The 12,046-nt window shown below is 63.7% G+C and carries 10 protein-coding genes; 1 reads left to right on the top strand and 9 read right to left on the bottom strand.

What is annotated here, in order from left to right:
- Window positions 1-7 precede the first annotated feature (7 nt).
- Together ACYQ00_RS07590 and rnc are read right to left on the bottom strand one after the other, a co-directional pair.
- Complete coding sequence (locus ACYQ00_RS07590; protein ID WP_460031532.1) at window positions 8-241, bottom strand: hypothetical protein; 234 nt, start codon at window positions 239-241, stop codon at window positions 8-10.
- 262 nt (window positions 242-503) lie between these two features.
- Window positions 504-1,226 carry a ribonuclease III gene (rnc, locus tag ACYQ00_RS07585; protein ID WP_460031531.1) on the bottom strand — a complete coding sequence of 241 codons (723 nt, stop codon included), beginning with the start codon at window positions 1,224-1,226 and terminating at the stop codon, window positions 504-506.
- Between the two features lie 276 nt (window positions 1,227-1,502).
- Here rnc and ACYQ00_RS07580 point away from each other — a divergent pair, with 276 nt between their 5' ends.
- The gene (locus tag ACYQ00_RS07580) at window positions 1,503-2,570 is read left to right on the top strand and encodes a phosphotransacetylase family protein (RefSeq protein WP_460031530.1); all 1,068 of its coding nucleotides are present in this window, start codon (window positions 1,503-1,505) and stop codon (window positions 2,568-2,570) included.
- 727 nt (window positions 2,571-3,297) lie between these two features.
- Here ACYQ00_RS07580 and ftsZ read toward each other — a convergent pair.
- The 7 genes from ftsZ to ACYQ00_RS07545 are packed head-to-tail and all read right to left on the bottom strand — an operon-like array spanning window position 3,298 to window position 12,041.
- Complete coding sequence (gene ftsZ, locus ACYQ00_RS07575) at window positions 3,298-4,710, bottom strand: cell division protein FtsZ (RefSeq protein ID WP_460031529.1); 1,413 nt, start codon at window positions 4,708-4,710, stop codon at window positions 3,298-3,300.
- Between the two features lie 48 nt (window positions 4,711-4,758).
- On the bottom strand, window positions 4,759-5,985 hold the full coding sequence (gene ftsA / locus ACYQ00_RS07570; RefSeq protein ID WP_460031528.1) for a cell division protein FtsA: 1,227 nt from the start codon (window positions 5,983-5,985) through the stop codon (window positions 4,759-4,761).
- 40 nt (window positions 5,986-6,025) lie between these two features.
- Window positions 6,026-6,991, bottom strand: a complete 966-nt coding sequence (locus ACYQ00_RS07565; protein WP_460031527.1) for a cell division protein FtsQ/DivIB — start codon at window positions 6,989-6,991, stop codon at window positions 6,026-6,028.
- A 7-nt stretch (window positions 6,992-6,998) separates the two neighbouring features.
- A complete protein-coding gene (gene murC, locus ACYQ00_RS07560) occupies window positions 6,999-8,360 on the bottom strand; it encodes a UDP-N-acetylmuramate--L-alanine ligase (protein ID WP_460032494.1) in 1,362 nt (453 codons plus the stop codon).
- Window positions 8,361-8,380: 20 nt separating this feature from the next.
- Window positions 8,381-9,499 (bottom strand): undecaprenyldiphospho-muramoylpentapeptide beta-N-acetylglucosaminyltransferase, encoded by a 1,119-nt coding sequence (murG, locus tag ACYQ00_RS07555; protein WP_460031526.1) that lies wholly within the window; start codon window positions 9,497-9,499, stop codon window positions 8,381-8,383.
- Complete coding sequence (gene ftsW / locus ACYQ00_RS07550) at window positions 9,499-10,722, bottom strand: putative lipid II flippase FtsW (RefSeq protein ID WP_460031525.1); 1,224 nt, start codon at window positions 10,720-10,722, stop codon at window positions 9,499-9,501. The genes murG and ftsW overlap by 1 nt, the downstream gene beginning before the upstream one ends.
- Window positions 10,719-12,041 carry a Mur ligase family protein gene (locus tag ACYQ00_RS07545; RefSeq protein WP_460031524.1) on the bottom strand — a complete coding sequence of 441 codons (1,323 nt, stop codon included), beginning with the start codon at window positions 12,039-12,041 and terminating at the stop codon, window positions 10,719-10,721. The genes ftsW and ACYQ00_RS07545 overlap by 4 nt, the downstream gene beginning before the upstream one ends.
- Window positions 12,042-12,046: the final 5 nt, after the last annotated feature.

Genomic DNA, 12,046 nt, shown 5'->3' with positions numbered 1-12,046 from the left:
CCCCCTTTTATCCAAATATGGTTTTCATGTCTTCTTGCACGCTGGGCATGTGCGCATTCTTGGAATACAGCTCATGCAACTGCTCCACGCCCGCACTGATTACCGCTGGCGAAGGGTTTTCCTGCGCCGCGTGCACCAGTCGCCCCAGCAATACCTTGGCGGCCAGAAACTTCAGCTGATGTTTGGTCCTCCCTGAGACGATGTCCGCCCAGCCCTTGTTGCTTTTGTTTGGAATGCTCATACAAAACACCCTCCTCACTGTACAAGGTTAAGGATGTTCCCCGCTGCACGATCATTCCCAGCTGTATCTAAGGGATATCCCCGCGGATATGAATATGTCAAGCGACTCATCCCCTGGCGGGACGGGTCCCTGTTGTTCTTTTGGCGCGGCAACCATGCACGCTTGTATTGTTTGAACCATCAATCAGCTGCCATTCCCTGGCAATTACACAACATGCCAGGCTGCTTCGCAGTGCAGTCATCCCGAAATGCTCGTTCTCTTTTTATGGCAGTCTGCATTCCCGCTGCACCAGTTCTATCCCCGCACGGGCGGCGGCCTGCTCCGCGCGCTTCAGGCTCGGGCCGGTGGCAGTAAGTGCCACGCCAGTAGGCAGCGTCACCTGCACCTCAAACACCTTGGCGTGCTCGGGCCCGGTGGCCGAGAGCAGGCGGTACGCAGGGCGCTCCTTGTAGCACCGTTGCGTCAGCTCCTGTAAATGCGACTTGAAATCCTTCACCTTGTTGCGTTCCACCGCCACGGGCCAGCTTTCCGCAAACAGTTCCCGCAGCACCTCGCGCACGCGCTCAAAGCCTCCATCCAGAAAGATGGCCCCGATCACGGCCTCCATGGCATCGGCCAGCAGCGAGGCCCTCTCGCGGCCGCCCTGGCTTTCCTCGCCTCGTCCCAGGCGCAGGCAGCCATCCAGGCCGATGCGCCGCGCCGCCCCACTCAGGGAAGGCTGGCTCACCAGCCGCGCCCGCATGCGGGTCATCTCCCCTTCGCGCTCGTCAGGAAACCGCTCAAAGAGTTCCTGGGTCACGCATAATTCCAGCGCCGCATCCCCCAGAAACTCCAGGCGCTCGTTGTGCGGCTCCTTGCCACCGTGCTCATTGGCCCAGGAGCTGTGCGTCAGAGCCTGATCCAGCAACTTGACTTCGCAAAACGTGTAGTGAATACGATTCTGAAACGTGACGAGCAATTCGTCGCGCGTTGGCTCTGTCGACATGGCGACGCCCCCCTGGCGCTGCGGCGAGTGTTGTACGTGTTGCATGGGTAATGCGTCGGGCAGCCCCCACGCATTTTTCCGGTATACCTCCTCGCTCCAGAGGGTCAACCCCTGAACGGGCGGACTCACACTGGACATGCCCTGCCTGCCACACTGCAGGCACAGCCCCGGCGCCCGACCCCCGGAACTTCAACAAACTCCCTCTTGGCTGATTCGCTCAATGCTGTTACAGCCTTCCGAACAGACTTTCCGCGCCCTTTCTTTAAGGAGAACGCCATGGCCGCCGGCATTTACATAGGTTCCACCGAGGGGTACTCGGGCAAGAACATGATCGTCATGGGCATGGGGCTCAGGCTGCAAAAAGAAGGCCTGAACGTGGGCTACATGAAACCCGTTGGCGCCATGCCCCAGGAAGTGGACGGCAAGCTTGGCGATGAAGACGCCTTCTTCGTCCAGGATGTGCTGGGATTGAAGGAAGATCCGGCCAGGGTCACGCCCGTGGTCGTCACCCAGGACTTCAAGGTCCGCGCCTTCAGCGGCCAGGAGCCCGACCGCCTGCCAGACATCCAGGCCGCCTACGATGCGCTGCAGAAAGACCGCGATGTGATGCTTGTGGCCGGTTCCGGGTCCATGTATTCCGGCCGCTACTCCCGCCTGGACGGCGTGCGCGTGGTCCGCGAGTTGGGCCTCAAGTGCATCGTCATCGACCGCCTGCGCAAGGAACTCAACTACGACTACCTCGTGGTTCTGCGCGACACCCTGGGCGACGCCATGGCCGGCTGCATCCTCAACGATATCCCGCCCAATTACATGAATGAGGTCGAGACCCTCATCAAGCCGTTCCTGGAAAACAATGGCGTCAAGGTGGTCGGCGTCATCCCCAAGGATCCGCTCATGGGGGCCATCAAGGTCGGCGAGCTGGCCGAGCGCCTGGGCGGCAAGATCATCTCCGCCCACAACAAGGCTGACAAGGTCGTGGAGAATTTCCTCATCGGCACCATGCAGGTGGAGAACTTCATGACCCACTTCCGCAAGAACAAGAACTCTGCCGTCATCGTGGGCGGGGACCGTTCCGACGTGCAGCTGGTGGCCCTGGAAGGCGCCTGCCCCTGCTTGGTGCTCACCGGCAACCTCTATCCCAACGACATCATCCTGACCCGCTCCGAAGTCCTCTCCATCCCCATCATCGTGGTCCGGGACGATACCTTTACCGTGGCCAAAAAGATGGAAACCATCCTCACCCGCCACAAGCTCCGTGCGGTGATCAAGATCAAGCAGGGCGCGCAGCTGGTCTCAGCCAACCTGGACTTTGCCTACCTGAAGGACCAGCTGGGCATCAAATAGCGCCGCCATCGCCGCCGCATCGCCACCTCCACCCCGTCAGGACCCTCCTGGCGGGGTTTTCTTCGTATTTCCGACTGGCCAGTGCACCGGCGAATATTCTTCAACAAATTTAAATTTATTAGCTTGGCGTTTTTGATATCTTTACTGTTTGGTTTGAATGAAACCTTTACCATCGCCGAGGTCATTATGCCTATCATCAATAATCTCGCCTACTTTAAAAAGTCAGACCGTATTGATTTCGACACCCTGCATAACCCTGGGGACCCGGCACCGTACTCGGGGATCTATCGGTGTGAAATCTGCGGGCTGGAAGCGACATCTGAAGAAGACAAGCCGCTTCCCCCGGGTCGTTCCCACAACCATTCCTCCAAGGCCGTCATATGGAGACTGGTGGCACAGGCCAAACACAAACCGTGACCCCTCTTCCACTCCCTCACCGCGTGTGAAGGAGAAGAGGGCCACTCGCATGGCCACTCGCATGGCCACTCGCATGGAGCGTCGGGTCCCGTTCTGAGAACAGGAAACAGCGCGCGATGAAGAAGCGCAGGGGAGATACCGCCCTTCCCGGCCTGAGGCTGGGGGCGCCGACTTCGCCCGGTCGGGCTTGGCGGTGCGGTCTGGGGCCGCTTCCGCCAAGCCGACTCGGGGAGTGGGGGGTATGGAGTGCGACTGAGGCCGTTGGTGCTGCCACCACTGGCCCCGAGGCACGCGGATCCAGGTGGGGAGCCTAGTCCGCTTGCTTCCTGATGAATGAGGGGATCTCGAATTCCTCCTCATCGAAGACGAAGTCGTCTTCTCCCGGAACATGGGAACCGGGGCTCATCTGGCCCATGCTGGCTTCTTCCTGGCCCTTGCGGTAGCGCAGGTAGGCAGGGATGGACCATTCGTCTTCCAGGCCGGCCTGCTTGCGGGCCTTGAGGCCTGGCGTCATGGGCGAGAGCCCTTCATGCGCCATGGGCGCGCCACCGCCGGCAGGGCCACCGTAGCCGCCACCGCGCACGGGGGGTTGCGGGGCCTGCCGGGGAGGCTGCTTGGCGCCGCCACGCAGGGGGGTGACATTGCCACCGCCACCACCGCCATACCCGCCAGGACCGCCATGCCCGCCGGGTTCCCGGCCCTGCAGCAGCTGGGCGCGGGTCAGGCCCTGGGCCATGCCGGGCATGGCGTTGTGGGCCATTTCCGCCGCGGTTTCGATGCCCGTGGCAATGACCGTGATGCGCATTTCGTCCGTGGAATCCTGATCGAACACCGTGCCGAAGAAGATGCGGGCATCTTCATGGGCGGCTTCGGAAATGGTGGACGCGGCTTCGCTGACCTCGTCGATGGTCAGGTCGGGGCCGCAGGTGATGTTCATGAGCACGCCCTTGGCGCCCTCGATGGACACGTCTTCCAGCAGCGGGCTGGTGATGGCCTTCATGGCTGCCTCACGGGCGCGGTTTTCGCCCCGGGCAATGCCCGTGCCCATCATGGCCAGGCCCATCTCGCCCATCACGGCCTTCACGTCCGCAAAGTCCAGGTTGATCAGGCCGGGCAGCATGATCAGGTCCGAGATGCCCTTGACGGCGTAGTACAGCACTTCATCCGCCTTCTTGAGCATTTCGATGAAGGTGGCCTTCTTGGCCGCCAGGGCCAGGAGGCGGTCGTTGGGGATGGTGATCAGGCTGTCCACGTGCTGGCGCAGCTCGGCAATGCCGCGTTCCGCGGATTCCTTGCGCTTTTTGCCTTCAAAGTAGAAGGGTTTGGTCACCACGCCCACGGTCAGGGCGCCCAGATCGCGTGCGCACTGGGCGATGACCGGCGCGGAGCCGGTGCCGGTGCCGCCACCCATGCCGGCGGTGACGAAGACCATGTCCGCATCGCCAATAATTTTTTTGACCTGATCCATGGATTCCAGGGTGGCGTCGCGGCCCACGTCGGGGTTGGCGCCAGCGCCCAGCCCCTTGGTGAGTTTTTCACCCAGCTGGATCTTGAATTCGGCCTTGGAACGCGCCAGGGCCTGGATATCGGTGTTGGCCGTCACAAAGCGCACGCCTTTGAGGGCCGATGCGATCATGTTGTTCACGGCGTTCCCGCCGCCGCCACCTACGCCGATGACCTTGATTTTGGCCATCTGTTCGCCTTCAAGCTCTTGGAACTCCATAACTCCCTCCTGCAAATCCCCATGCTGCACGTTGTTTCCCCAGAAACCTTACGAAATGTCCGAGAACCACTTCTTCATCCGCCCCAGAATGCGGTTGAAGACGTTCGCATCCCTAATGCGAAACTTGTGTTCCAGACCTTCCTTCTCCGCACCGTACATAAGCAGCCCCACCGCCGTGGCGTACATGGGGCTGTTGACCACATCCCTGAGCCCGCCCACATGCTGCGGGTATCCCAGCCGGGTGGGCAGATTGAAAATCTGCTCGCCAAGTTCCTGGCAGCCTTCGATGAGGGCCGTGCCGCCAGTAAGCACCACGCCCGCGCCGATCATGTTCTTGAATCCGGAGCGGACAAGCTCCTGATCCACCAGGGAAAGAATCTCTTCCATCCGTGGTTCGCAAATCTCGGCCAGCACCCGGCGCGAGAGACGGCGGGAGTCCCGCCCGCCCACGCTCATGACGTCAATGGTTTCGTCCTTTTTCACCAAATCTGCAAGTGCGCACCCGTACCGGACCTTGATCTTTTCCGCCGCGGCCATGGGCGTGCGCAGGCCGAAGGCGATGTCGTTGGTCAGATTCGTGCCGCCCAGGGCCAGCACGCCGGTGTGTTTGATGGATTCATTGGCAAAGACGGCAATGTCCGTCGTGCCGCCGCCCAGGTCCACCAGGGCCACCCCGATCTCCCGCTCTTCCGCCGTCAACACAGACTTGGAAGACGCAAGTGATTCCAACACAATGTCCGCGACGTCAAGCCCTGATCTGTGGCAGCTGCGAACAATGTTCTGCGCGCTGGTCACTGCGCCGGTGACGATGTGCACCCGCACTTCCAGCCGCACGCCGCTCATGCCTTGCGGATCGGCAATGCCGCGCTGGTCGTCCACAATGTATTCCTGGGGCAGGATGTGAATCACTTCCCGGTCCAGGGGGATGGCCACGGCCTTGGCGGCATCGATGGCCCGTTCCACATCCTTCTCGCCCACCTCGCCGCCTTTGACGGCAATGACGCCATGGCTGTTGAAGCCCTTGATATGACTGCCGGCGATGCCGGCATAGACCGATCTGATTTCGCAGCCGGCCATGAGCTCCGCCTCTTCCAAGGCCTTTTTGATGGACTGGACGGTCTGCTCGATGTTCACCACCACGCCTTTGCGCAGCCCTGTGGAGGGGCTGGTGCCGATGCCGACGATATCCACACCGTCGGGCGTGGCTTCTCCCACCACGGCGCAAATCTTGGTGGTGCCGATGTCGAGACCTACGATGAGATCGGACTTGGACATGGCTTCTCCTTGCCTCGTGCTTCTGCTGCGTCCGCCGGTCCTAGGACTTGGCGGCTTTCTTGGGCGCCTGCGGGCCCTTGTTCAACTTTTTCGGGGCTGCCGGGCTGGCTCCGATCGCCGGCCCGCTGCGCTCCACCCACAATTTTTCCCCGGCCAGGCGAATGGCCGTCACCCGTTCCAGCTCATTGCGCTGGGTCAGATCGCCCCACACCGCCTTGAGCCTGGCCACCTGCGACAGCAGGTCATGCGACTCCATGGCCACGGTGATGTCCTGCGGCTCCAGATGCATCTCCACCCCCCCGCCGGCGGAAAGCCGCACCCAGCCCACGGCCTGCATGGTGAACGGCATTTTTTTCGACTCGGCCATCTGCCGCAGCCGGTTCAGCACCGTCAGCATGGAGGGGTCCGTATCTTCAAGTCGAATAAGCGGCAAGGAGGTGAAACCCCGCGGTTCCACAGGGGCGATAATGCGGCCCTGCTCGTCCGCATAGAAGATGCCCTCATCCTGCTGCACCCACCAGCGGGGTTCGCGTTCCACGATGGTCAACCGGAAGGTGGCCGGCAACTCGCGGGTTACCGTGGCCGATTCGATCCAGGGATTGCCCAGCAGCTTGCCCCGTACGTCATGCATGGCCAGATCCAGGGTGTTCAGCCCCAGATGCACGCCACCGGCCTGCATCACTTCCGAGCTGGTCAACCGCCGGTTGCCGCTGACCTCGATCTCCCGCAGGGTGAAATACTCGTGCGAGGTCACGTAGCGATACAGCAGCAGACAGGCACAGCTGGCCGCGATGATGAACAGCGGCCACAGCAACAGGTTCACGCCCCACTGCCAGACACCGGTCATCACGGGCACACCCGGCATGCGAACTGAGAATCCGCCCCGGAACCGTGGCAGCTCCAGCTTGCGCAGGGGCGAGGCCTGGCGACGGTAGCGGTTGTTCCCGCTGCCGCGCCGGTTGTTCTGCAGCAGTCTGCTGCCGGATGTGATGAACGGCGTGCTCATGAATCCCTCACGACTCCAGCCAGTCCCTGCCCACGGTCCAGATGTTGCCCGCGCCCATGGTCATGAAAATGTCCCCGGGCTGCAGCACGTCCGGCAGGGCCTGCAGCACGGCGGCAAAGTCCGCGCAGTAGGTCACATCGGTATTGGAAATCTGCCGGATGCCCTGGGCCAAGCTCTGCCCGCTCACGCCGGGGATGGGCGCCTCGGAGGCGGGATAAATTTCCGTGAGCAGCAGTTTGTCCACGGTGGAAAACACTTTGCAGAAGTCGCCAAACAGCGCTTGCGTCCGCGTGAAGCGGTGTGGCTGGAAGGCCAGCACCAGCCGCCGCCCCGGGAAGCAGCTTCTGGCCGTTTCCAGGGTGGCGCGGATTTCCGCCGGGTGGTGCCCGTAATCGTCGATGACCAGAATGCCATCCTTCTCGCCCTTGCGCTCAAATCGCCGCCCCACGCCGCGGAAATGCTCCAGCCCGGCAAAGGCCGTGTCCAGCGGAATCCCGGCCTCCAGGGCCACGCCGATGGCCCCCAGGGCGTTGAGCACATTGTGCCGGCCGGGCTGATGGAGCCGCACCTCCCCCACTTCCTTGCCGTCCAGCAGGACGCGGAAACGGGAGATGTCCGAACATTCCAACACCTCGGCCCGCAGCTGGTTGTGCAGCCCGAAGCCATAGAGCAGCACCGGCCGCTTGACCCGGCCCAGCAGCCGCTGCACGCCGGGGTCATCCCCGCAGACGACGTTGCGGCCGTAGAAGGGAATCTGGTTCATGAACTGGATGAAGGCCGCGTCGATGGCTTCCAGATTCGGATAATGATCCAGATGATCGGCGTCCACGTTGGTGACCACGGCGATGAGCGGGAAGAGGCAGAGGAAGGAGCCGTCGCTCTCGTCGGCCTCGGCGATCAGATAGTCGCCCTCGCCCAGCCGGGCGTTGGAGCCGTAGGCGTTCAGGCGGCCGCCGATGATCACCGTAGGGTCCAGCCCGGCTTCCTCAAAAATTCCGGCCAAAAGCGACGTGGTGGTGGTTTTGCCGTGCGTCCCGGCCACGGCCACGCCGGCCTTCAGGCGCATGAGCTCGGCCAGCATCTCGGCGCGCGGGATGATCGGCACGCCCAGTTCCATGGCTTCCTGCAGCTCGGGGTTTTCGGAAGAAATGGCGGTGGATTTGACCACCACATCCGCCTCGCCCACCTGTCCGCGGGCATGCCCCTTGTAAATGGTGGCCCCCAGCTCCCGCAGGCGCTGGACCACCGGGCCGTCGGACAGGTCCGAGCCGGAGACGGTATATCCCAGGTTCAGCAGCACCTCGGCGATGCCGCTCATGCCCGCGCCACCGATGCCCAGCATGTGCATGCGGCGCACCCGGGTGCGCATTTGATGTCCCGTGCTCGTAATCATGCAATGGTCCTTGCCTGGGTCCCGTCTGCCAGCCGTTCCAGGGCCGCGGCGATGTCCGCTGCCGCCCCGGGCCGGGCCCAGGCTCTGGCGGCCTGCCCCATGGCGGCCAGCCGTTCAGGGTTGGAGAAAAGCGCCAGCACTTCACCGGCCAGATCTCGGCTGGCCAGCTGCTGCTGCTCGATGCAAATGGCTGCCCCGGCCCGTTCCAGATGCCGGGCGTTCACGGCCTGATGGTTGTGCGTGGCAAAGGGAAACGGGATGAACACCGCCGGCAGTCCGGCCGCGGCCAGCTCGAACACCGTGGAAGCCCCGGCGCGGCAGACGGCCAGATCGGCCCAGGCGTACGCGCCGGCCATGTCGTCCATGAAGGCCTGGACACAGCTGCCGTCCCAGCCGGCGGCTTCGTAGGCCGCGCGGACACGGGTGGCGTCACGCTCGCCGGCCTGGTGCAGGATGGACACTCCGGCCTCGCGCAGTCTGGGCAGGGCGGCGATGATGGCGTCATTCACAGCCACTGCCCCCTGGCTGCCGCCAAGAATCAGCAGCCGCTTCTCACCCGACACCGCCTGCGGCGTCTCATGCAGGGCTGCGATATCCCGGCGCACGGGATTGCCCGTCAGCACGGTCTTACCAGCATGAAATCGCTGCAGTTCATCGGGAAAGGAAAGCAGCACGGTGCGCGCCGTGCGGGCCAGGAGCCGGTTGCTCACGCCGGGCACGCTGTTCTGCTCGTGCAGGGCCGTGGGCAAACCCAGCACGGCTGCCGCGGCCATGGACGGGAAGGAGGCATAGCCGCCGAACCCGGCCACCACCTGCGGCCGGAACCGGCGCAGGATCCGCAAGGCCTGGAAGAACGACTGCACCAGCGCGGCCATGGCGCTTATGGCCTTGACCCCGCGGCCGATGACCCCGCGTACTGGCAGGCCCAGAAATTCAATGCCCGCCCTGGCGCACAACCGCGCCTCGGGCCCGCTCTGCCCGCCCACGAAGAGCAGCCGCACCGACTCCGCACCGCTGCCGCCGCGTGCCTGGCGCAGGGCCTCGGCCACGGCCAGCGCCGGGAAGATGTGGCCACCGGTGCCGCCGGTGGTGAGCAGAACGCGTTCCAGTGCCATTACCGTCCGCCTCCCAGACCGCCAAGGGAGCGATTGCCGCGTGGCTGTCGCGACAGATTCAACAGCAGGCCCACACAGGCCATGGCCCCCAGCAGCGAGGAGCCACCGTAGCTCAAAAACGGCATGGGCACGCCCTTGGGCGGCGCAGCGCCCAGGACCACGGCCATGTTCAGTACCGCGCCCAGGGTGATGATCAGCGTCAGGCCATACGCCGTGAGCCGGTCGCGCAGGTTTTCCAGGGTCATGGCAATATGGAAGGCCCGCCAGCAGAGCAGCCCCATGAAGATGAACACCGCCGTCACGCCCGCGAATCCCAGCTCCTCGCCCACCACGGCCATGATGAAGTCGTTGTGTGCCTCGGGCAGGAAGAAAAGCTTTTGCTTGGACGCGCCCAGCCCCGCGCCCAGGGGCCCGCCGGAGCCGAAGGCGTACATGGACTGCACCAGCTGATAGCCGGTGTCCCGCGCGTCGGCAAAGGGATCCAGGAAGGCCGTGAACCGCTTCCAGCGGTAGGGGGAGTTGACGATGAGCAGCCAGCCGGCCATGCCGGCCAGGGCCACAGACCCGCCCAGGAACACAAACCGCGTCCCGCCCACCAGACACAGCAGGAAGAGCAGCATGGTCATCATGGCTGCCCCGCCAAAGTCCGGCTGCAACAGCGTCAGCCCGGCAAACACGCCGGTGACGAAAAACGGTGGCACCACGCCCACCCAGAACCGGCCGACCATGTCCTGCTTTTCCGAGAAAAACCAGGCCAGATACAGCACCAGGGTGATCTTGGCCATTTCCATGGGCTGGAAGTTGAAGAATCCCAGCTTGATCCACCGTGTGGCCCCGTTGGCAGTAACCCCCAGGGGCGAGGCGATGACCGCCAGCAGCAAGATGGTGGTGGCCAGCAGCATGGGGTAGGTCATGTTGTAGATCTTTTGCAACGGCACCGCCGCCAAAAAGCTCATGATGCCCAGCCCCACCACCGCAAAAATGCACTGCCGGATGAAGAAGTGATACGCCCCGCCAAACTGCCGCGAGGCCATGACCCCGCTGGCCGAAAGCACCATCACCAGCCCGAAGAGCGTCAGCAGCAGGGTAAGCCCCAACAGCAGGAAATCCATGCGCCCCAGCCAGTCGGCGTCAAAGGACGAACCACCCGAACCGGCGGTTTTCATCATCCGCGGCGGTGCCGGCGGCCCGGAGGCGTTCATGGCGATGCGTACGGAACTCATGCCTGTTCCCCTGCCAGCAGTTCGGCCACGCGGACAAAGTCCTTGCCCCGCGCCACATAGCCGGAATAGCGGTCAAAACTGGCCGTGGCCGGCGAAAGCAGAATGGCCTCGCCCGGCTTGGCCGCGGCGAACAACCGCCGGGTGGCTTCTTCCAGACTGTCATCCCAGCTGACCGGGACCACATCCTTCCAGGCCTGCTCGAAAACGTCCCGATTGGCCCCGAACAGCGCCACCTGGACGACTTTTTCCTGCAGAAGCGGGATCAGTTCCGTCAGGTCCCCGCCCTTGAAGACGCCTCCAGCCAGCAGACGCACCGGCCGCTCCACGCTGCGGATGGCCGCAGCCATGGCATCGGGCGTCGTGGCCTTGGAATCGTTCACAAAGAGCACACCCTTGACCTCGGCCACGGGCTGGATGCGGTGTGGCAGCGGCTCGAAGGCGTCCACGGCAGCCCGGGCCTGCGTCTTGGTCACCCCAAAAAAGGACGTGGCCAGCCAGGCAGCCTGGACATTGGCCCGGTTGTGCGCGCCCAGCAGCCGGCCGGCGGAAATCTCGCTGGTTTCGTCAAACCAGCGGACCGGCGCGGCGATTCCGCCGCGGCGCTCGATCTCGGGCTGCAGGGATCGATGAATCACCGCCAGATCATCCGCCGCCATGTGCGTGAAAAGCCGGAGTTTGGCCTCCAGGTACTCTTCCATGTCCACGTGATAATCCAGGTGGTTGGGCGTCAGGTTCAGGAAGGCCCCCACCCGGGGATGAAAAGTGGTGCAGGTCTGCAGCTGAAAGCTGGAAATCTCCAGCACCAAGACGTCGGCCGTTTCGCCGGAAAGCACGAACTCGGCCAGGGGCGTGCCGATGTTCCCGCCCAGAAACACCTGTTTGCCCGCCGCTTCCAGCATCCGGGCCATCAGCGTCACGGTGGTGGTCTTGCCCGAGGTGCCGGTCACGGCCAGCATGGGGATGCTGGTGAAGCGCGCGGCCAGCTCCATCTCGGCCAGCACCTCCGGCGCGTTTTCCGCGGGAAGGAAGGGCCTGATCTTGGCCACGGCCACGCCCGGGCTCATGGTCACCAGATCCAGCCCCTCGAACTGGCCGGCATGATGCGGGCCGGAGGCGATGTTCACCACTGCGGCAGGGTATTCCGCTCTCAGCGCGTCGGCCACGTCGCGGCAGCGGTCTTCCTGCTGGTCAATGAGCCGCACACTCGCGCCCGTCGCCAGCAGCAAGCGGGCCGCAGCCACGCCGGAACGGCCCAGGCCGACCACCGCGGCACGGGTACCGGCGAAGCATTGAGGCAGGGAAACGGAAGTGGCCGTCATGACAA

The organism is Megalodesulfovibrio paquesii, from assembly GCF_054653055.1.
The sequence above is the reverse complement of the archived record's forward strand: the minus strand, read 5'-3'. Positions and strand labels throughout refer to the sequence as shown.

Coding starts and splice junctions, on each gene's coding strand:
- murG (WP_460031526.1), bottom strand. CDS start 9,499: ATGGCACTGGAACGCGTTCTGCTCACCACCGGCGGCACCGGTGGCCAC.
- ftsW (WP_460031525.1), bottom strand. CDS start 10,722: ATGAGTTCCGTACGCATCGCCATGAACGCCTCCGGGCCGCCGGCACCG.
- ACYQ00_RS07545 (WP_460031524.1), bottom strand. CDS start 12,041: ATGACGGCCACTTCCGTTTCCCTGCCTCAATGCTTCGCCGGTACCCGT.
- ACYQ00_RS07590 (WP_460031532.1), bottom strand. CDS start 241: ATGAGCATTCCAAACAAAAGCAACAAGGGCTGGGCGGACATCGTCTCA.
- rnc (WP_460031531.1), bottom strand. CDS start 1,226: ATGTCGACAGAGCCAACGCGCGACGAATTGCTCGTCACGTTTCAGAAT.
- ftsA (WP_460031528.1), bottom strand. CDS start 5,985: ATGTCCAAGTCCGATCTCATCGTAGGTCTCGACATCGGCACCACCAAG.
- ftsZ (WP_460031529.1), bottom strand. CDS start 4,710: ATGGAGTTCCAAGAGCTTGAAGGCGAACAGATGGCCAAAATCAAGGTC.
- ACYQ00_RS07580 (WP_460031530.1), top strand. CDS start 1,503: ATGGCCGCCGGCATTTACATAGGTTCCACCGAGGGGTACTCGGGCAAG.
- ACYQ00_RS07565 (WP_460031527.1), bottom strand. CDS start 6,991: ATGAGCACGCCGTTCATCACATCCGGCAGCAGACTGCTGCAGAACAAC.
- murC (WP_460032494.1), bottom strand. CDS start 8,360: ATGCGCACCCGGGTGCGCCGCATGCACATGCTGGGCATCGGTGGCGCG.